General features: G+C 58.5%; 19 protein-coding genes. 9 read left to right on the plus strand and 10 right to left on the minus strand.

What is annotated here, in order from left to right; genetic code table 11:
• Nucleotides 1–29: 29 nt before the first annotated feature.
• Genes urtB through urtE form a run of 4 tightly spaced genes read left to right on the plus strand, consistent with a single transcriptional unit; the run spans nucleotide 30 to nucleotide 4,156 of the window.
• Nucleotides 30–1,595 (plus strand): urea ABC transporter permease subunit UrtB, encoded by a 1,566-nt coding sequence (gene urtB, locus IBT54_RS13900; protein ID WP_095706228.1) that lies wholly within the window; start codon nucleotides 30–32, stop codon nucleotides 1,593–1,595.
• Complete coding sequence (urtC, locus tag IBT54_RS13905) at nucleotides 1,595–2,668, plus strand: urea ABC transporter permease subunit UrtC (protein WP_095706229.1); 1,074 nt, start codon at nucleotides 1,595–1,597, stop codon at nucleotides 2,666–2,668. The genes urtB and urtC overlap by 1 nt, the downstream gene beginning before the upstream one ends.
• Nucleotides 2,665–3,456, plus strand: coding sequence for an urea ABC transporter ATP-binding protein UrtD (urtD, locus tag IBT54_RS13910; protein WP_095706230.1), 792 nt, complete (start codon nucleotides 2,665–2,667; stop codon nucleotides 3,454–3,456). The genes urtC and urtD overlap by 4 nt, the downstream gene beginning before the upstream one ends.
• Nucleotide 3,457: 1 nt before the next feature.
• A complete protein-coding gene (gene urtE, locus IBT54_RS13915; protein WP_033731451.1) occupies nucleotides 3,458–4,156 on the plus strand; it encodes an urea ABC transporter ATP-binding subunit UrtE in 699 nt (232 codons plus the stop codon).
• 7 nt (nucleotides 4,157–4,163) lie between these two features.
• Here the strand turns inward: urtE and IBT54_RS13920 are convergent, their stop codons facing one another.
• From IBT54_RS13920 to rbsK, 3 genes are read right to left on the minus strand one after another with little or no spacing between them, the layout of a single operon-like run.
• Entirely contained in the window at nucleotides 4,164–5,177 is a 1,014-nt protein-coding gene (locus IBT54_RS13920; RefSeq protein ID WP_195857376.1) for an aldose 1-epimerase family protein, read from the minus strand.
• Entirely contained in the window at nucleotides 5,174–6,499 is a 1,326-nt protein-coding gene (gene fucP / locus IBT54_RS13925; RefSeq protein ID WP_095706233.1) for an L-fucose:H+ symporter permease, read from the minus strand. Before fucP ends, IBT54_RS13920 begins: the two co-directional genes overlap by 4 nt.
• A 9-nt stretch (nucleotides 6,500–6,508) precedes the next feature.
• The gene (gene rbsK / locus IBT54_RS13930) at nucleotides 6,509–7,426 is read right to left on the minus strand and encodes a ribokinase (protein WP_095706234.1); all 918 of its coding nucleotides are present in this window, start codon (nucleotides 7,424–7,426) and stop codon (nucleotides 6,509–6,511) included.
• A gap of 380 nt (nucleotides 7,427–7,806) precedes the next feature.
• Between rbsK and deoR the strand changes: the two genes are divergently transcribed.
• Both deoR and ettA read left to right on the plus strand, forming a co-directional pair.
• Nucleotides 7,807–8,571 carry a DNA-binding transcriptional repressor DeoR gene (deoR, locus tag IBT54_RS13935; protein ID WP_095707666.1) on the plus strand — a complete coding sequence of 255 codons (765 nt, stop codon included), beginning with the start codon at nucleotides 7,807–7,809 and terminating at the stop codon, nucleotides 8,569–8,571.
• Nucleotides 8,572–8,751: 180 nt separating this feature from the next.
• Nucleotides 8,752–10,419, plus strand: coding sequence for an energy-dependent translational throttle protein EttA (ettA, locus tag IBT54_RS13940; RefSeq protein ID WP_013356691.1), 1,668 nt, complete (start codon nucleotides 8,752–8,754; stop codon nucleotides 10,417–10,419).
• 45 nt (nucleotides 10,420–10,464) lie between these two features.
• Here ettA and IBT54_RS13945 read toward each other — a convergent pair whose 3' ends face one another.
• Nucleotides 10,465–11,361 (minus strand): LysR family transcriptional regulator, encoded by an 897-nt coding sequence (locus IBT54_RS13945; RefSeq protein ID WP_013356690.1) that lies wholly within the window; start codon nucleotides 11,359–11,361, stop codon nucleotides 10,465–10,467.
• Between the two features lie 186 nt (nucleotides 11,362–11,547).
• On the opposite strand from IBT54_RS13945, the gene IBT54_RS13950 reads away from it, so the two are divergent.
• Nucleotides 11,548–12,549, plus strand: a complete 1,002-nt coding sequence (locus tag IBT54_RS13950) for a zinc-binding alcohol dehydrogenase family protein (RefSeq protein WP_095706235.1) — start codon at nucleotides 11,548–11,550, stop codon at nucleotides 12,547–12,549.
• Between the two features lie 45 nt (nucleotides 12,550–12,594).
• Here the strand turns inward: IBT54_RS13950 and nadR are convergent, their stop codons facing one another.
• From nadR to serB, 3 genes are all read right to left on the minus strand, one after another.
• The gene (nadR, locus tag IBT54_RS13955; protein ID WP_095706236.1) at nucleotides 12,595–13,836 is read right to left on the minus strand and encodes a multifunctional transcriptional regulator/nicotinamide-nucleotide adenylyltransferase/ribosylnicotinamide kinase NadR; all 1,242 of its coding nucleotides are present in this window, start codon (nucleotides 13,834–13,836) and stop codon (nucleotides 12,595–12,597) included.
• Nucleotides 13,837–13,907: 71 nt separating this feature from the next.
• A complete protein-coding gene (gene radA / locus IBT54_RS13960) occupies nucleotides 13,908–15,290 on the minus strand; it encodes a DNA repair protein RadA (protein ID WP_003854897.1) in 1,383 nt (460 codons plus the stop codon).
• A gap of 13 nt (nucleotides 15,291–15,303) precedes the next feature.
• Nucleotides 15,304–16,281 carry a phosphoserine phosphatase gene (serB, locus tag IBT54_RS13965; protein ID WP_147789371.1) on the minus strand — a complete coding sequence of 326 codons (978 nt, stop codon included), beginning with the start codon at nucleotides 16,279–16,281 and terminating at the stop codon, nucleotides 15,304–15,306.
• Between the two features lie 107 nt (nucleotides 16,282–16,388).
• On the opposite strand from serB, the gene IBT54_RS13970 reads away from it, so the two are divergent.
• Nucleotides 16,389–17,039, plus strand: coding sequence for a YtjB family periplasmic protein (locus tag IBT54_RS13970; RefSeq protein ID WP_061061544.1), 651 nt, complete (start codon nucleotides 16,389–16,391; stop codon nucleotides 17,037–17,039).
• Between the two features lie 327 nt (nucleotides 17,040–17,366).
• Here the strand turns inward: IBT54_RS13970 and yjjG are convergent, their stop codons facing one another.
• Genes yjjG through IBT54_RS13985 form a run of 3 tightly spaced genes read right to left on the minus strand, consistent with a single transcriptional unit; the run spans nucleotide 17,367 to nucleotide 18,888 of the window.
• Nucleotides 17,367–18,047: a pyrimidine 5'-nucleotidase gene (gene yjjG, locus IBT54_RS13975; RefSeq protein WP_107319319.1), complete on the minus strand. Its 681-nt coding sequence runs from the start codon at nucleotides 18,045–18,047 to the stop codon at nucleotides 17,367–17,369.
• Between the two features lie 18 nt (nucleotides 18,048–18,065).
• Nucleotides 18,066–18,506, minus strand: coding sequence for a ribosomal protein S18-alanine N-acetyltransferase (rimI, locus tag IBT54_RS13980; protein ID WP_147789370.1), 441 nt, complete (start codon nucleotides 18,504–18,506; stop codon nucleotides 18,066–18,068).
• A complete protein-coding gene (locus IBT54_RS13985) occupies nucleotides 18,478–18,888 on the minus strand; it encodes a DNA polymerase III subunit psi (protein WP_022625367.1) in 411 nt (136 codons plus the stop codon). The genes rimI and IBT54_RS13985 overlap by 29 nt, the downstream gene beginning before the upstream one ends.
• Before the next feature lie 106 nt (nucleotides 18,889–18,994).
• Between IBT54_RS13985 and rsmC the strand changes: the two genes are divergently transcribed.
• The gene (gene rsmC, locus IBT54_RS13990) at nucleotides 18,995–20,026 is read left to right on the plus strand and encodes a 16S rRNA (guanine(1207)-N(2))-methyltransferase RsmC (protein WP_033731428.1); all 1,032 of its coding nucleotides are present in this window, start codon (nucleotides 18,995–18,997) and stop codon (nucleotides 20,024–20,026) included.
• Nucleotides 20,027–20,228 lie beyond the last annotated feature (202 nt).

Genomic DNA, 20,228 nt, shown 5'->3' on the forward strand with positions numbered 1-20,228 from the left:
TACTGACCTTGCCAAACGAGGCTCCTTTTATGAATTTATGTCGCTGCTTTTTCAGCCTGCTGCTGCTGGTCCCGCTGTTTGCCAGTGCCGGACCGGCGGCTGACTTTGCCGCCGCCAGCCGCAGCCAGCAGGCCACGCTGCTGCAACAGTGGGCCGCTACGCCGGACAGCCATCGTCTGCCGCTGCTGGAAGCGCTGAAAGCCGAAACCGTGGTCATCGACCAGAACAAACAGCCATTCAGCCAGCAGGGTTCGACGCTGCAGCCGCTGGACGCTGTATCGCAGCCCACCGGCAACCTTAAAAAGCTGTTTATGAACAATCGCCTGCGCGTGCTGGTGAACAACGCGCTGGCTGCCCATCAGCTGGTGAGCAGCGATGCCACACTGCGTTTGCGCGCAGCGCAGCAGCTGCAGAATGACGGTTCTGCAGACCAGCTGCCGCTGCTGGAACAGCGTCTGGCCGCCGAAAAAGATAGCCGCGTTCACGCCGCATTAGCGCTGGCACTGGCGAACCTGCAACTGGCGGATGGGGAACCGATGGTGCGCCTGCGGGCGGTGAAACTGCTGGGTGAGTCCAGCGATCCCAATACCCAGGCCAGCCTGCAACACCTGACCCAGCCCGCGAATGAGCCGGACGCCACCGTGCGGGCAGCCGCAGCGGAGAGCCTGCAACAGATTCAGAAGCGGCTGATGTGGGGCGATCTGCTGGGCCAGGCCTTCAGCGGCCTGTCGCTGGGTTCTATCCTGCTGCTGGCCGCGCTGGGCCTGGCGATTACCTATGGCCTGCTCGGCGTGATCAACATGGCGCACGGTGAAATGCTGATGCTTGGTGCGTACGCCACCTGGTGGGTTCAGAGCCTGTTCCAGCAGTTTGCCCCGCACTACTTAGCCTGGTATCCGCTGCTGGCCCTGCCGGTCGCCTTTATGGTCACTGCCGCTATTGGCATGGTGCTGGAGCGCACCATCATCCGTCATCTCTATGGCCGTCCGCTGGAAACGCTGCTCGCGACCTGGGGCATCAGCCTGATGCTGATCCAGCTGGTGCGGGTGCTGTTCGGGGCGCAGAACCTGGAGGTGGCGAACCCATCGTGGCTCTCCGGAGGCTTACAGCTGCTGCCTAATCTGGTGCTGCCGTGGAACCGCATCGCGGTAATCCTGTTTGTGGTGTTTGTGCTGGCGCTCACCTGGCTGCTGCTGAACCGGACCCGCCTTGGCATGAACGTGCGCGCCGTGACCCAGAACCGCGCCATGGCGGAGTGCTGCGGCGTGCCGACCGGTCGAGTCGATATGCTGGCGTTTGGCCTCGGCTCCGGCATTGCCGGGCTGGGCGGCGTCGCTCTGTCGCAGCTCGGTAACGTCGGACCGGAGCTGGGTCAGGGCTACATCATCGACTCGTTCCTGGTGGTGGTGCTGGGTGGCGTCGGCCAGCTGGCGGGCACCGTGGTTGCCGCGTTCAGCCTGGGGATTCTGAACAAAGTGCTGGAGCCGCAGATTGGCGCGGTGCTGGGTAAGATCCTGATTCTGGTGATTATCGTGCTGTTTATTCAGAAACGTCCGCAGGGACTGTTTGCGGTTAAAGGAAGGGTGACTGACTGATGACGCAACCCATCACGCTCCGCGCGGTGCGCACGGCGCCGCGCCTGACGATCAGCATCGGTCTGGCGATCACCCTGGCGTTGCTGGTGATGCCGTTTCTGGCGCTGCTGCCCGCCACGCATCCGCTGGCGATCTCTACCTATACCCTGACGCTGGTCGGCAAAATCCTCTGCTATGCGGTGGTCGCGGTGGCGCTCGATCTGGTGTGGGGCTACGCCGGACTGCTGTCGCTGGGTCACGGCCTGTTCTTTGCTCTGGGCGGATATGCCATGGGCATGTACCTGATGCGCCAGGCCGCCGGTGAAGGCTTGCCCGCCTTTATGTCCTTTCTCTCCTGGCGTGAGCTGCCCTGGTTCTGGACCGGCACCGAATACTTTGCCTGGGCGCTCTGTCTGAGCATGCTGGTGCCGGGCCTGCTGGCGCTGGTGTTTGGTTTCTTCGCTTTTCGCTCGAAGATCAAAGGCGTCTACTTCTCCATCATGACCCAGGCGCTGACCTATGCCGGAATGCTGCTGTTCTTCCGCAACGAAACCGGTTTTGGCGGCAACAACGGCTTTACCGGCTTTACCACCCTGCTCGGCTTTTCGGTAACGGCGACCGGCACCCGTATCGGACTGTTTATCGCCACCGTGCTGCTGCTGCTGCTGAGTCTGGTGATCGGCTTCGCCCTGGCGCGCAGCAAGTTTGGCCGGGTGCTGACGGCAGTGCGGGACGCCGAAAACCGCCTGATGTTCTGTGGTTACGATCCACGCGGCTTCAAGCTGTTTGTCTGGACGCTCTCTGCCGTACTGTGCGGCCTGGCCGGGGCGCTCTATGTGCCGCAGGTCGGCATTATCAATCCGGGGGAGATGTCACCGGCTAACTCGATAGAAGCGGCGATCTGGGTGGCGCTGGGCGGACGCGGCACGCTGATTGGCCCGCTGCTGGGCGCGGCGATTGTAAACGGCGCGCGCAGCTTCTTCACCGTCGCCTTCCCCGAATACTGGCTCTTCTTCCTGGGACTGATGTTTATCCTGGTGACACTGTTTCTGCCGCACGGCGTGATTGGCCTGCTGCGCCGGAGGAAAAAATGAGTGATGCCCTGTTTACCCAACCCCAGCTGGCGGATCGCCACCGGGCGCAGCGCGATCCGGTGCTGCAACTGGAGAAGATCAGCGTGTCGTTTGACGGCTTCCGGGCGCTGAACGATCTTTCGCTGCAGATTGGCATCGGTGAGCTGCGCTGCGTGATCGGCCCCAACGGCGCGGGGAAAACCACGCTGATGGATGTGATCACCGGCAAAACCCGGCCAGACGCGGGTCGGGTGATCTACGACCAGGACAGCGATCTGACCCGTCTTTCACCGGTAGAGATCGCCCGTGCCGGCATTGGCCGTAAGTTCCAGAAGCCCACGGTGTTTGAGGCGTTAACCGTGTTCGAGAATCTGGAGATCGCGCTCAAAGCCGATAAATCGGTCTGGGCCAGCCTGCGCGCTCGCCTCAGCAGCGAACAGCGCGATCGCATTGATGAGGTACTGAAACTGCTGCGGCTGGGCGGCGAACGCCAGCATCGCGCGGGTCTGCTGTCACACGGCCAGAAGCAGTTTCTGGAGATCGGCATGCTGCTGGTGCAGGAGCCGCATCTGCTGCTGCTGGATGAACCGGCGGCGGGCATGACCGACGCGGAGACGGACTACACCGCCGAGCTGTTTCGCAGCCTGGCGGGCAAACATTCCCTGATGGTGGTGGAGCATGACATGGGCTTTGTCGAGACCATTGCTGACCATGTCACCGTGCTGCATCAGGGACAGGTGCTGGCCGAGGGTTCGCTGCGCGAGGTTCAGGCTAATGAGCAGGTTATCGACGTTTATCTGGGGCGCTGAGATGTTACAGGTTACTGAACTGAATCAATATTATGGCGGCAGTCACATTCTGCGCGGCCTGTCGTTTGAGGTAAAGATTGGCGAAATTACCTGCCTGCTGGGGCGCAATGGCGTGGGGAAAACCACGCTGCTGAAATGCCTGATGGGGCTGATCCCGGCGAAGTCGGGCGAGATCCAGTGGCAGCAGCAGCGAATGAATGGTCGCAAGCCGCACCAGCGGGTGCAGGCGGGCATCGCCTATGTGCCGCAGGGGCGGGAAATCTTTCCGCGTCTGACGGTGGAAGAGAACCTGCTGATGGGGCTGTCGCGTTTTCCGGCAGCAGCGGCGCGTGAAGTGCCGGAGGAGATCTACCAGCTTTTTCCGGTGCTGCTGGCGATGAAGTCACGACGGGGCGGCGATCTCTCTGGCGGTCAGCAGCAGCAGCTGGCGATCGGCCGGGCGCTGGCCTGTCGGCCACAACTGCTGATCCTCGACGAGCCGACCGAAGGGATCCAGCCTTCGGTGATCAAAGAGATCGGCGCGGTGATCCGCCAGCTGGCGCAGCGGGGCGATATGGCGATCCTGCTGGTAGAACAGTTCTATGACTTCGCGGCGGAGCTGGCGGACAGCTATCTGGTGATGTCGCGCGGGGAGATCGTACAGCGGGGCCGCGGTGACACCATGGAAGCTGAGGGTGTGCGCGGCCTGGTAGCGATTTAAATCCGGCTCACAGTAAACCGGTCTCAACGGAGAAGTGCCGCTGTTCACCGCTGGCCAGAGTGATCAGCGTGCCAGCCTGCTGCGCGGCAAGAAAGCCCTCTGGCCGACAGGTGGCAGGCAGAATGTAGGCCGCCACCTGCTGATCGTGGTTATGCAGCAGCCAGCGGGTCGCATGCGGGAACTGCGCGGTAGAGAAGCGCGTCATCAGCGCATAACCCTGCGGCGAATGCAGCTCAAACTGCACGTCATCACCATACTGCGGCAGATCGTCCGCGAAAAAGACGATCTCCGGATCGCAGAGCTGCGGCTGATCGAGCTGCTGTAACGCTTGTGGATCGCGCGATAAGCGATCCGTGTATTCGCGCCAGGCCGGTGTCGGTCGCAGGTGCGCGGGGATCGAGCGACGCAGCTGGAATGCCTCTTCGGGGATCGACTGCCGGAAGCGTCCCTGATCGACCCACGCACTATTGAGGTGACACATATACTGCAACGGCATCGGTGCACCGGCGAGATTGGTCACCGTCATCTCTATCGTCAGACGCGGCCGATCGGCCTGAATGCGGACGGCAGGGGCCGCAAGGTAGTGATGGCCGAAACCTTTAACATATTCACACTCCCCTTCCAGCGACAGCGTCTGATCGTCCAGCACCAGCCAGGCGCTATCCATGCGGGCGCAGGCCATTTCACCGTGCAGCGGATGATCGTCCTCTGGCGCCGGGCAGCCGTTAGCCAGCAGCCCCGAATGAAAGGCAAAACAGCCATAGGTGTCGATGATCGAACTGGCGGGCAGCGGCTGTTTAAAACTGTGGCCCATGGTCAGGTTATGATCGTCGAACTGCACGTCCCAGATCATCTGACCGAGAAACGGCAGCACGGTCACGCTGCCGCGCCGGTTATGAATGCGCACCGCCTCAATGCCCGCCGGATAGCGAAACAGCTCAACCCGGAAGTCATCGCTCTCTAATAGCACCCAGGGCGTGGCGTGAAACTGCTCACGCGCTAAGGGTAAACGGGTTTTCATGATAACTCCTCCACCAGACGACCAGCGGCAACCGGCTGTTTTTTATGGCGCAGTTCGCCATAGAAGTAGAATCCGACCCAGGCAAAACAGAGCAGCGAGACGCCAAACGCCAGCTGCATTGACCCCAGCGTGTCAGACACCAGGCCCTGCAGCGCCGGAACAAAAGCCGCGCCGACAATCGCCATCACGATAAACGCGCCTGCCACTTCGGTATATTTATTATCGACCGTCGCCAGCGTACCGGCATAGATCGTTGCCCAGCAGGGGCCAAACAGCACGCTGACAAACACGGCGGCGTAGACGGCGGTAAAGTTCGGCACCAGCATCACCCAGGCCAGCGTCAGCACGCCCAGCACCGAATAGGCGATCAGCACTTTCTCGGCACGGAAGCGGGTCATCAGGAAGTTCGCCACGAACTTGCCGATAAAGAAGCAGACGAAGCTGTAGATCATAAAGTTCGAGGCGTGACGTTCATTGGCCGCCCCCAGCGTCAGCGCCAGACGAATGGTAAATGACCAGACCGCCACCTGCATGCCGACATAGAGGAACTGGGTCACAATGCCCCGTTTGAAGTGACGATTAGCCGCCAGATAGCGGAAGGTTTCGCCCAGCGACGGCCGGGATTTCTCATTACTCTCTGGTTTACAGCGCGGATAGCCGGTGAACATAAACAGCAGCATCACGACCACCAGCACCATGACCAGATATTTGTAGGGCTCCAGCGTATGTTCCAGCATCGTCAGGCGGAAGGCATGCGCCTGCTCTGCCGTCATCGTCGCCATCTGACTTTCCAGGCTGTCGCCATCCTGGAACACCAGATATTTACCCAGCACGATCCCCATCAGCGCACCAATCGGGTAGAAGGTCTGGCTGACATTAAGGCGCAGCGTGGCGTGGTCCCGATGACCAATCATCGAGCTGTAGGTGTTAGCCGCAGTTTCCAGAAAACTCAGGCCAATGGCGATGGCAAAGATCGCTGCCAAGAACATGGTGTAGGTCGCCATGTGCGAAGCGGGATAGAAGGCGATACAGCCAGCAATGTAGAGCGCCAGGCCAATCATGATCGCCATCTTGTAACTGGTTTTGCGGATCACCAGCGAGGCGGGGATCGCAATCAGAAAATAGCCGCCATAAAAGGCGCTCTGCACCAGCGCACTGGCAAAGTCGCTCAGGGCAAAGACGCTTTTAAACTGGGTGATCAGGATATCGTTGAGACTCGCCGCACAACCCCAGAGCGGAAAGAGGCATGACAGCAGAATGAACTGGAACAGCGGCGTTTTATTCAGATAGCCATCAGATTGCTGAACAATTTTCTGTTGCATAGCAGCACCTCAGTTACGGTTGAGAAAACGCTGGAAAGCCTCGGCGTCGGGATAAGCACACTGCGTGCCGCGCCCGGTGACGCTGCAGGCGGCATAAGCCGAGGCCTGAGTCATGGCGGTGACCACATCGCCGGTTTCCACCAGCAGATACGCAAAGCAGCCGATAAAGGCATCGCCCGCGCCGCTGGTATCGACCGCCTGAACCGGCGTTGCGGCCACACGATGCACCTCGTCGCCGCTCATCCAGACCGAACCGCGACTCCCCAGCGTGATGATCAGATTTTTAAGGCCGCGCTTCAGCAGCGACTGACCGGCGAGGATCACCTCTTCATCAGTGCTGACCGGCAGGCCGGTGAGGATCTCCAGCTCGGTTTCGTTCGGCATGAAGAAGTCGCATTTGCAGGCGTAGTGGATATCCAGCGTGGCGACGGCTGGCGCCGGATTGAGGATCACCCGGATCTGATGCTGGCGGGCAAAATCGATGGCGTAATAGACCGTTTCCAGCGGGATCTCCAGCTGCAGGATGATCAGCTCACAGGCTTTCAGTGTCTCAGCCGCGTCGTCGATATCGGCTGGTTTAAGCTGCTGGTTGGCACCTTTGATAATCAGAATGCGGTTCTGCGACTTATCATCGACAAAAATCGGTGCCACGCCGCTGGAGGTGCCCGGTGCGGTGGTGACAAAACGCGTGTCCACGCCCTGCTGCTGTAAATTGGCTACGGTGTTGGGAGCAAAGAGGTCGTCGCCGACCTTGCTGACCATCATCACGTTGCCGCCCATTTTCGCGGCCGCGACCGCCTGGTTAGCGCCTTTACCGCCGCAGCCAATGGCAAAGTCGGGCGCTTCAAGGGTTTCGCCCGCTTTCGGCAGGCTGTTGGTGTAGGTAATCAGATCGACCATGTTTGAGCCGATGACCGCAATTGTCATGACGAACCTCCCCGATGTTTTTCACATTTAAAATGTTATTAAAGTAACAATAACCTTTCTAAAAGGTTAAATATGTGACAAAAACCACATCCTGAAGCGGCGGAAATTGCCGGGAGACGGCATAAGAAGGGATTCAGGGTGTTACTATTATAACAAGATCACATCATGGAGCGTGGCGACTGAGAGGCGTGATCGCCTGCATGGAGGGTCCGTTATCACCGTACGGCGGAGGTTTGCGGCCCTTACAGATTGCGGGTAAGATTGACTGCCAGCCTGGCGGATGAGACGCAACTCATTCAAATCTGTGAGGTTTGTAGCGTATCGACGTCGATTATGACGTCCCTTCTCCGCACTGCAGGATAGGTAACAGAGAGATGACCATGGAAACCCGGCGCGATGAACGCATTCACAAGCTGACGCAGGCGCTGAAACGCACCGACAAACTGCACCTGAAAGATGCGGCCCAGTTGCTGGGTGTCTCAGAGATGACGGTTCGCCGCGATTTAACCGAGCCGGGTTCCAGTGTAGTCCTGCTGGGTGGCTACATCGTCAGCGACCCGAAAAGTCATGCCGGCCACTATTTTGTCAGCGATCAGCATGGGCAGAATGCCGCCAGAAAGCAGCGGCTGGCGCAGGCGGCGGCCAGCCTGATCGGTGAGAACGATACGGTCTTCTTTGACTGCGGCACCACCCTGCCCTATATCGTCGATGCCATTCCCGACACCCTGTCATTTACCGCCATCTGCTGCGCCATGAACACCTTTCTGACCCTGAAAGAGAAACCGGCCTGCAATGTGATTCTCAGCGGCGGTGAATTTCATGCCGACAATGCGCTGTTTACGCCGATTGGCGTGCATACCATCCTGGACGATCTCTGTCCGACGCTGGCCTTTATCTCTGCCGCGGGCATCGACAAAGATCAGGGTGCGACCTGCTACAACACCAATGAGCTGATGATGAAACATCACGCCATGCTGCGCGCCCGAAAGTCGGTGCTGGTGGCGGACAGCAGTAAATATGGCAAAGTGCTGCCTGCACGCATCGCCGAGCTGCAGCGCTTTGATCTGCTGGTGAGTGATAGCGCGCCCGATCAGGCATTACAAAACTGGCTGGCACAGCAGGCGATACCCCTTCGTCTGCCCTGAGGCCTGCCCCGGCACTATCGTCAGCGATTGAGCGCGGAAATCAGTCAGTTATCCCGAATGCTGCCCGGCATCATGTCCTTCAGGGCATTATTCGCCGCCCCCCGGCTGGGATTAGACGGTGAAAAAGGCTAAACTTCGACATCATTCCAACGACCAACAGACCCAGAGGCTCAAACCAACGTGGCTCAATTCGTCTATAGCATGCATCGCGTCGGCAAAGTGGTTCCGCCGAAGCGTCATATTCTGAAAAACATCTCCCTCAGCTTCTTCCCTGGCGCAAAAATCGGCGTACTCGGTCTGAACGGTGCGGGTAAATCTACCCTGCTGCGCATCATGGCCGGCATCGATAAAGATATCGAAGGGGAAGCGCGTCCGCAGCCAGGCATCAAGATTGGCTACCTGCCGCAGGAGCCGCAGCTTAACCTTGAACACACCGTGCGCGAGTCGGTTGAAGAAGCGCTGTCAGAAGTGGTTGGCGCACTGAAGCGTCTCGACGAAGTCTATGCGCTCTATGCCGAAGAGGGTGCAGATTTCGACAAGCTGGCCGCTGAACAGGGCCGTCTGGAAGAGATCATCCAGGCACACGATGGTCACAACCTGAATACCCAGCTGGAACGTGCTGCCGATGCGCTGCGCCTGCCGGACTGGGACGCGAAAATCGCCACCCTTTCCGGTGGTGAACGTCGCCGCGTCGCCCTGTGCCGCCTGCTGCTGGAAAAACCAGACATGCTGCTGCTGGACGAACCAACGAACCACCTGGACGCCGAATCTGTCGCCTGGCTGGAGCGCTTCCTGCATGACTTCGAAGGCACCGTCGTCGCGATTACGCACGACCGTTACTTCCTGGATAATGTGGCAGGCTGGATTCTGGAACTTGACCGCGGTGAAGGTATTCCGTGGGAAGGCAACTACTCCTCCTGGCTGGAGCAGAAAGATGCGCGTCTGGCGCAGGAAGCCTCTTCTGAAGCCGCTCGTCGTAAGTCGATTGAGAAAGAGCTGGAGTGGGTTCGCAAAGGACCAAAAGGCCAGCAGTCGAAAGGCAAAGCCCGTCTGGCACGCTTTGAAGAGCTGAACAACACCGACTACCAGAAGCGTAACGAAACCAACGAACTGTTCATTCCGCCAGGTGCCCGTCTGGGTGACAAAGTGCTGGAAGTCAGCAATCTGCGTAAGTCCTATGGCGACCGTGTGCTGATTGACGATCTCTCGTTCTCCGTGCCAAAAGGCGCGATTGTCGGGATTATCGGTCCGAACGGCGCGGGTAAATCAACGCTGTTCCGCATGATGTCCGGTCAGGAACAGCCTGATTCCGGCAGCATCGTACTGGGTGAGACCGTTAAGCTGGCCTCCGTCGATCAGTTCCGCGACAGCATGGACAATTCCAAAACCGTGTGGGAAGAAGTCTCCGGCGGTCAGGACATCATGCGTATCGGTAACACCGAGATGCCAAGCCGCGCCTATGTCGGACGCTTTAACTTTAAAGGCGTCGATCAGGGCAAACGCGTGGGCGAACTCTCCGGTGGTGAGCGTGGTCGTCTGCACCTCGCGAAACTGCTGCAGGTTGGCGGCAACATGCTGCTGCTCGATGAACCAACAAACGACCTGGACATCGAAACCCTGCGCGCGCTGGAAAACGCCCTGCTGGAGTTCCCGGGCTGTGCGATGGTGATCTCGCATGACCGCTGGTTCCTGGACCGTATCGCGACGCACATTCTGGATTACCAGGATGAAGGCAACATCGAATTCTTCGAAGGTAACTTTACCGAATATGAAGAGTACAAGAAGCGTACCCTCGGCGCCGACGCGCTGGAGCCGAAGCGCATCAAGTACAAACGTATGACGAAGTAATTGACTAAACGGGCGGCAGCGATGCCGCCCTTTTTTATCGCTGTATCAGCGATAAAACTCCCTGAACACCGGTGACTGCAGCGCAAACTCAATAAAGCGCGCCAGCGCGGGTGAGTTCAGCTTCCGACCCGGATAGACCAGCCACAGCTCATTCCCCTCCACTTCCCAGTCCGGCAGCACCGGCACCAGCCGGGGATCCGCCATCGCGCCATCAGTCAGAAAGTGCGGCAGCAGCGTAATGCCCGCATCGCCCAGCGCCGATTCACGCGCATAGAGTAAATTGTCGGTGAGATGACCCGGCGGCAGCAGCCAGCGGTAGAACTCATCGTCACGCTGCAAAACCCATTCATTCCAGGCGCGATGCGCAATACAGCGGTGAGCCGACAGCTGCTGTGGATGCAGCAGCGGCGGGTGCTGGTTAAGATAGTGCTGAGAAGCCACCAGCAGCCGTGGGCAGTTGCCTATCCGGCGGCCAATCAGTGAAGATTCCTGCGGCTGACCGGTGCGCAGCGCCACATCAAAGCCCTCCTGCACCAGATCGCGCATCTCATCGGAGATCGAGACATCCAGCGTCACATCCGGATAGAGACGTAAAAACTCTGCATTACAGCGCGCCAGCAGCGTAGCGCCAATCCCTGCCGGGCTGGTGATGCGCAGGCGCCCGCTGGGGTTTTCCCGCAGGCTGGCAATCGCCTGATCGGCGCGTTCACTGGCCTGCATCATTTCCTGACAGTGCAGCAGATAACGCTCACCGGCAAAGGTCAGATTGAGCTGGCGGGTGGTGCGGTTCAGTAACCGGATCCCCAGCCGCTGCTCCAGTTGGCTGATGCGCTGACTGACGCTCGATTTGGGCAGACCCGCGCGTTCCGCCGCGCCGGTAAAGCTGCCGCACTCCGCCACCAGCGCAAACAGCGCCATATCCTGCCACTGACGAAACGCCATTGTTCACCTCAGACGAACACTCTATGAAAGATTGTCCATCTTATCACCGCTAAAATCAGGTTCTACACTTAAAGCCTGTCTTCATCATTACAGCCCGTCTGTCCATGGAGAGTATGTACACCGACTCCCGGCCAGGCTGTCAGAGAAAAGAGCCAGACTCTTTGCTTAACTACACAGGAAAACGTTATGTCTATTCGCGCTATCGCAATTAATCCGGAAAATCCTGAACACTTCACTGAAATTTTCCCTGAAACCCCAGCGCCAGGTGAGTATGACCTGCGCGTTGAAGTCAAAGCTGCGTCCGTCAATCCGGTCGATACCAAGGTGCACAAAGGGGCGAAGAAGAATGGCTTACAGCAGCCACGCATCCTCGGCTGGGATGCCAGCGGCGTCGTGCTGGAAGTGGGCAGCTCAGTCAGCAACTTTAAGCCTGGCGATGAAGTCTTCTATGCGGGCGACCTGACCCGTCCTGGCAGTAACAGCACCGAGCAGCTGGTTGACTCACGCATCACCGGTCACAAGCCAGAGAGCCTGGACTGGGCGCAGTCGGCGGCGATCCCGCTGACAGCCCTGACCGCCTGGGAAGGCCTGTTTGAACGACTGAATCTTGAGACAGCATCAGAAGATCAGACGCTGCTGATCGTCGGCGGCGCAGGCGGTGTCGGATCACTGGCGATCCCACTGGCGAAGCTGCGCAGCAAGGTGAAGATCATTGCGACCGCCTCGCGTGAAGATTCAGCCCAGTGGTGCCGCGATCGCGGTGCCGATCTGGTGATCAACTACAAAGATATGATCGGTGAGCTGGAGAAACAGGGCATTAAGCAGGTCGATTATATCTTCTGCCTGAATGACACCGACGGTCACTGGGAAACCATGGCGAAGCTGATCGCTCCACAGGGTCACATCTGCACCATCGTGGAAAACGAACATCCGCTGTCGATGGACCAGCTGAAGCTGAAGAGTGCGGCGCTGCACTTCGAGCTGATGTATACCCGCAGCATGTTCAACACGCCGGATATGGCGCGTCAGGGCGAGATTCTGGATGCGGTATCGGCATTGCTGGACGAAGGGAAGCTGCAAACCACGCTGAGCGAGACGCTGCACGGCCTGAGCGTTGAAACCTTAACTGCCGCCCACCAGCGCGTGCTGGAAGGCCATATGCGCGGCAAAGTGGTGATGGTTTATTAATGCGCTGACCCGGCTGCCTTTCGGCAGACCGGGCCAATGCATGCGTTACGACTGGGCGTTTTTCTCGCCCAGCATCGCTTTCACCAGTTCAATGCAGCGCAGGAAGCGAGTGTCATAATCATCTTCCTTCACGTGCAGGAATTCGATGTTGTTTTCCCGCAGCATCGTGACCAGCATCGACTGAAACTCCCGTCGATCCACTGAACTGCCCAAGCTTCGCAAGCCATCCGCGACCCAGGGCACATTGTTCTCCAGCAGGATCACCAGATCAAAACGATATTCATCGATCAGGGCCTGCACAAACGGATGTTCACGCCCTTCATACTTGAGACAAAACGCCTGCGTCGTGACGAAATCGGTGTCGATAAACGCCACTTTGTTGGCATATTTGACGGCGAAATCGATGTACTGCGCCTGGCCCAGCGCGATCTTGTCGTAATCGGAATATTGCAGCGCCATTTCATCACCGCCCAGATGGGAAAAGACATAATCGCGGCCATATTCCCAGGCACTGGTGGTATTGAAGATGTTGGCGAGTTTATTCACCAGCGTCGATTTACCGCTCGACTCTCCGCCAAGGATCGCCACGGTGCGCACAAAGAACGGTTTCACTTCCGTGGGAATGTAATCCCAGAAGCGGAACGGATCCTGACGAATCTGCGCGCCGCTGATGCTCATAAAGGATCGGCTGGGATCGACCAGCACGGTCTGAATGCCCAGGTGCTGCTGGTACATCTCCGCATCGGGCGCTTCGCTGGTGTAGATGCAGTCCGGCGCAATGCCGTGCTCACTGAGAAACGCGCTGACGCCTTGACTCCAGACATCCCAGCCGTGCGGATAGGGTTCGATCCCCTCTTCATCAAAGGCGTGAATGCGGATATTTTTCTGATACTTAAAGGTCTGCAGCAGCCAGCGCAGGCGATCGCTGACCGTCGGCTGCTGTGACATCGCGCTGTTCTCAAACAGCTCGCGGTCGCGCGGCTCGTCATAACCCATGATGATGTGCAGTTCATCCACCTGGCTACAGGCGCGCTGAATCAGATAGATATGGCCGGTATGCAGCGGATAAAACTTACCAAATACCACGCCCACCGTTTTATCGCGGCGCGGAAACTCCAGGCCCAGAAAGCGGTGCAGCGCCTCCAGCTTTTGCGCGCTGGGACTTTTGATTTTGGCATTGAGCAACTGGCTCAGATAGCCTTTGGTCATGCCGCTGGCATCAGCGACCTGTTGCAGCGTATGGCCCTGCTGGCGAATGGCCGTTTTCAGATAATCAAACGACGACATGTCGTGCCTCCTGCATCAATGCGGTTAAGGTGGGAGCGGCCAGCCCGCGACGCAGGCTGGCCGCAGGCGCGTTACAGATCGTCCAGAATCGCCAGCGCATCGGCCAGCTTCTTCGCGCTGAAAACCTGCATCCCGGCAATCGGTTTTTTCGGTGCATTCCCCGCCGGTACAATGGCGCGTTTGAAGCCATGCTTCGCTGCTTCAGAGATGCGCTCCTGACCGCTGGGCACCGGACGGATCTCACCGGCCAGTCCCACTTCGCCGAAGATCACCAGATCCTGCGGCAATGGGCGATCGCGCAGGCTCGACACCATCGACAGCATCAGCGCCAGATCCGCACTGGTTTCGGTGACTTTAACGCCGCCGACCACATTGACGAACACATCCTGATCCGCCATCTGTAATCCGCCGTGGCGGTGTAAAACGGCCAGCAGAATCGCCAGACGGTTCTGCTCCAGACCCACCGCCACGCGACGCGGATTGCCCATCATTGAGTGATCGACCAGCGCCTGAATCTCCACCAGCAGCGGACGCGTTCCCTCCCACAGCACCATGACCGAACTGCCCGAGGTGACCTCTTCGCCACGCGACAGGAAGATAGCGGATGGATTGCTGACTTCACGCATGCCCTGCTCGGTCATGGCAAATACACCCAGCTCATTCACCGCGCCAAAGCGATTCTTATGGCTACGCAGGGTGCGGAAGCGGGAGTCGGCATCGCCATCCAGCAGCACCGAACAGTCGATGCAGTGCTCCAGCACCTTCGGCCCGGCCAGCGAGCCATCTTTGGTGACGTGGCCGACCATGATGATCGCCACGCCGCGCGTTTTGGCGAAGCGCGTCAGGTAAGCAGCGGTTTCCCGCACCTGAGCCACGCTGCCCGGCGATGACTGGATCTCCGCCATGTGCATCACCTGGATCGAGTCGATCACCATCAGTTGCGGTTGCTCCTGCTCGGCGATCAGGCAGATCTGCTCAATGCTGGTTTCCGACAGCATATTCACATTTTCGGTGGGTAATCCCAGACGATGGGCGCGCATCGCCACCTGTTGCAGTGACTCTTCACCGGTGACGTACAGGGTTTTCATCCCTTCTGACAACCGGCACATCACCTGCAGCAGCAGCGTGGATTTGCCCGCGCCCGGACTGCCGCCAATCAGAATAGCGCTGCCCGGTACGACGCCGCCGCCCAGCACCCGGTCAAACTCTTTGAAGCTGGTCGAGAAGCGCGGTAACGCCTCCAGGCTGATTTCAGAGAGCTTCTGCACCCGGCTGGTGCCCGCGCTGCCGGCATAGCCACTCAGGCGCTCGTTACGCGCAGCGGCGGGCGAGGCGGCGATGCGCACCTCGGTGATGGTGTTCCAGGCGTGGCAGGCGCTGCATTGCCCCTGCCAGCGTGGGTAATCTGCGCCGCATTCATTACAGACAAATGCGCGTTTTGCCGCTTTGGCCAAATCAATACCTCTGTTAACGCTCTTCGTGGATCAGGCTGCCGGTGAGGATGCAGAACACACCCATTAAATCGGCATGGCGAATGGTGACCGCAGTCTGCGCATTCACCTTAGGTTTAGCATGGAACGCAATGCCCAGCGCTGAGGCTTTGATCATCAGCAGGTCATTGGCTCCATCGCCGATCGCCACCGTCTGTTCTGGCGCAATGTCAAAACGCTGCGCCAGCTTCTTCAGGGTATCGGCTTTGTATTGTGCGTCGACAATCGGACCCAGCACGTTGCCGGTCAGTTTGCCGTCGCGAATTTCGAGTTCATTGGCCACCACCGCGGACAGATGCAGTTTGTCGCGCAGGTAGTCGGCGTAGTAGGTAAAGCCGCCGGACGCGATGGCAACCTGCCAGCCCAGCGCCTGCAGTTTCTGCGTCAGCGTCGTTAAGCCTGGCATCAGCGGCAGCGCATCACGCACCTGTTTGAGAATATTAGCGTCCGCGTCCTGCAGCGTAGCGACGCGCTGACGCAGGCTGGCGGTGAAGTCGAGTTCGCCGCGCATTGCGCGCTCCGTCACTTCCGCCACCTGCTCGCCGCAGCCCGCCAGTTTAGCGATCTCGTCGATGCATTCGATCTGAATCGCGGTGGAGTCCATATCCATGACCAGCAAGCCCGGCGTTTTGAGATGCGGGATTTTGCCCAGCGGCGCTACGTCCAGCCCGGCGTCGTGCGCCAGCTTGCTGGCAAACGGCGTCAGCGATCCCGCCAGGCGAATCACCTGATACTCATCGACGTTCCAGGCGCTGACGATCACCATCGCCGCACCCAGTTGGTGCTGGTAATCGGTCAGCCGTTGCTTATCCAGCCCGCGGCCATACAGCAGCCAGCCGGTGCGGCCAGCGCGATAATCCAGCGGCATCACTTCATCACCGCTAAGAGAAAGGGGCAAACCCGGCCAGAGGGAGACATCGGCGGGAAGATCGCACCAGGTTAAACGATTTGGCATCAGAGCTCCTGTAGGGACAACAAAACCACGCAAGAGGCTACCTTGTCTGCGCCGCTTCTGGCAACATAATCTCCAGGCTTTCTGTTGTGATATGACCCGGATGATTAATGGCTAAAACCGCACTGAAATTTCGCTTACATCGTACCGTGATCGTGCTTATCTCGATGGCGCTGCTGGTCGTGCTGATGCAGGGCGCCTCCTGGTTCAGTCTCGGCCATCAGACGGCGCGTTCTGAGCAGGTCGAGGAGCTGGCGCATACGCTGACCAGCCAGGTGGCATTCAGCCTTAAACCGTTGATGGACAACAGTGAAAATAACCGGAATCAGATCGAAGCCATTCTTAATCAGATGACGGCGAACAGCCGTATTCTGGATGCGTCCGTGTATGACGGCGACGGCAGCCTGGTGGCGCACAGCGGTGAAAACATCAATGTCCGTGACCGGCTGGCGCTCGACGGCAAGCGCGCGGGCAGCTATTTCAACCACCAGATTGTGCAGCCGCTGGCCGGAAACGATGGCCCGCTGGGCTTTCTGCGCGTAACGCTGGATACTCACGTGCTGGTCACCGACTCACATCAGGTCGACAACACCACCAATATTCTGCGTCTGATGATGCTGCTGGCGCTGGCGATCGGCATTATTCTCTCCCGCACTCTGCTGCGTCATCGCCGCACCCGCTGGCAGCAGTCGCCGTTTCTGCTTACCGCCAGCACCCCGGTGAAAGAGGACCGGGATGAGGACGACGAGAAGAAAGCGTAGCGCGCCTGCGCTGCGGTAAAGATAAAACGAGAAAGGCCCGCACAGCGGGCCTTTTTTATACTGCTCAAAAAACAAAATCCGGGTTTGTATGACCGCAATGAATAAGCTGAATGCGCAGGGAACACGGGCAGAGGAGGAAAGCGTCCCGCGCCAGGGACGGCGCGGGACGAGCGGCCAGGGATGGTTTAAGCGACTTTCCGATCTGACCGTGTTTCCTTCGCAGACTCGATCTTACCGCTGGCCCGGACTGAGTTTGTCAAAAATGGAAAAGGCCCGCTGTGCGGGCCTTTTTTATGAGAAAGTTGCGGATTTGCGAGGCAGCTTCAATCAGCCGATCAACAACGTTTCCAGCTCACCCAGCGATTTGACCTGCCAGGTTGGTCTGATGTGTTCCGGCAACGGCCGGGTGCCATGATCGAGCCAGCAGGTTTTCACACCAGCATTCATGCCGCCCAGAATGTCTGATTCTGGCGTATCACCCACCATCAGCACCCGCTGACGATCCGGATTGCCCATCAGATCCAGCGCGTAATCAAAGATCTCTGCCGCCGGTTTTGGCACGCCGACCTGCTCAGAAATCACCAGCGCCGAGAAGTAATCACGAAAACCGGTGCGCTCCAGACGCGTCTGCTGCAGCGCGGTAAAGCCGTTGGTGATAATGCCCATCTTTACCCGGCCATGCAGTTGATTCATCAGACTGACCGCACCCGGCAGCGGCGTGCAGATCTCCCCCATTGCGGTGAGAAAGCCGCTGTTAAGGATCTCTGGCGCAACGCTGAGCTTTTCGCTCCAGTGGTTAAAACGCTGAGTCTGCAGCTGTAATGCTGAAATGGTGCCGTTCTGATAATCGACCCACAGCGGTTTGTTGATCGCCTGATAATCGCTGTAATCCTGGTCAGTGAACTGCACGTCATAACCCGCGAACAGGCGCTGTAAACCGGCATAGGCATCGAAATGAAAAAGGGTATCGTCCGCATCAAACAGGATGCAATCCCAGTTATCTGACATTAAAGCTCCTTAACACCACTACGGCGTCAGGGCCATGAGAATGGCATCTTCACGGCCGCTGGCGGTGGGATAATAATTGGGGCGAAGACTGACCTGATTGAATCCAAGCTGCTCATAGAGCGCAATGGCGGGCAGGTTCGAGGCCCGCACTTCCAGCCACAGCGTCAGCACGTCGCGTTTGATCAGTTCATCGATCAGATGCTGCAGCAGCTGGCGGCCCAGTCCCCGGCGCTGAAAGGCGGGATCGACCGCGATGTTAAACAGCGAGGCTTCGTCCAGCACCACCTGGGTAATGGCAAAAGCGGCCATTTTACCGCCGACATCGAGACGTAAATTGATAAAGCGCTCGCCCTGATTGCTGGCAAACGTCTTTTCACTCCAGGGAAACGCGTGACTACGACACTCAATGGCGTAGGCCTGCGCCAGATCGTCAGGGGTGAGTAAAGAGATGGCTGTCATGGTTACACATCTGTTGCCAGAGCGCGCGTTTGGCGACGCCGCTACTGATCAGTTCATTGAAAGAGGCGCTGGTTAAAGCCACGCCATTAAAAGTCTGTTCGCTCTCTACGCCGAGCAGCCAGCCCGCGCAGTTCAGCGTTTCCGGCAACATTTGCAGCTGATCCGGCGTCACCGTCATCACCTGAGCGGGTTGCAGATTAAGAGCATGCAGCACGTCGCGCATCAGCGGTTCATGCAGACCGGGCGGCGCGTCAGCGACAATAATTAACTGCGTGTCCGGTGCCAGCGTGACGGCAATTTCGCCCTGAAGCACGCGCGGGCGGCGCAGCTGGTACTGTGTAATTCCCATTTGCTGTAAAAGCCAGTCGCGCCTGGACGTCATGGTGTTACCTGTTCTGCTGCCTGAATGCGACGCTATGCTAGCAAACCCATCGAACATGCGCCAACAAACCACTATAATCCCCGCTCAGATCTTACAGGAGCCCTACATGTCTGCTTTAACCCCGGCCAGCGAAGTCATTCTGCGCCACAGTGATGAATTTACCGCCCGCCATGTTTTATTTGCTGGCGATCTGCAGGATGACCTGCCCGCTCAGCTGGAAACCGCCTCGTCGCGCGTTCACACCCAGCAATATCATCACTGGCAAAACCTGAGCCGCCGTATGGGCGAGCAGGCGCGTTACGGCATGGTTGCGCAGGCAGAAGATGTGCAGGGCTGCGATACGCTGGTCTACTTCTGGACCAAGAATAAGCCGGAAGTGCAGTTCCAGCTGCAGAACCTGCTCTCTCTGCTGCCGGTCGGCTGTGACGTATTCGTGGTCGGTGAAAACCGCAGCGGCGTGCGCAGTGCCGAAGGCATGGTGGAGTCGTGGGTGAAACTGGAGAAAATCGACAGCGCGCGTCGCTGTGGTCTCTACCACGGTCGCCTGGACAAACAGCCTGAGTTTGATGCCAGCAGCTTTGGTCATCAGTATCAGCTGGATGGTCTGACGATTCATACCCTGCCTGGCGTCTTCAGCCGTGATGGCCTGGACAGCGGTAGTGCCCTGCTGCTCTCGACCTTTACTCCGCACACCAAAGGTAAAGTGCTGGATATGGGCTGTGGCGCAGGCGTGATTGCCGCCTCTCTGCCGGCCCGTTCGCCTAAAGTGCGTCTGTGGCTGTGCGACGTGCACGCGGCTGCGATTGAAGCGAGTAAATTGACGCTGGCCGCCAATGGCATCGAGGGAGAAGTCTTCGCCAGCAACGTCTTCTCTGACGTCACGGGGCGTTTCGACATGATTATCTCGAACCCGCCGTTCCATGAAGGTACCCAGACCAGCCTCGACGCCGCCCAGGCGCTGATCCGTGGCGCAGTGAAACACCTGAACACCGGCGGCGAGTTGCGTATTGTGGCGAACACCTTCCTGCCCTACCCGCAGGCGCTGGATGAAGCCTTCGGCAGTCACGAAGTCATCGCACAGACCGGTCGTTTTAAAGTTTATCGCGCTGTTTACGGTCGCGGAGCCAAAACGCGCTAAGCGCTTTTCCCGGCGTTAATGGCGTTGCCGGGCTGAAAACGTTGCTTTTTACAGCGATCGTTTCAGCCCGACGAAATAGTTGTTGACGCAAAGAGTAAAATCTCTAGAATGCGCCTCCGTGGTTGTAACATTCTCAGGGTGTTACGGGTATGCGAAGGTGGCGGAATTGGTAGACGCGCTAGCTTCAGGTGTTAGTGTCCTA

It is taken from the genome of Pantoea sp. S62 (genome assembly GCF_016658625.1).
Classification (GTDB): Bacteria; Pseudomonadota; Gammaproteobacteria; order Enterobacterales; family Enterobacteriaceae; genus Pantoea; species Pantoea vagans.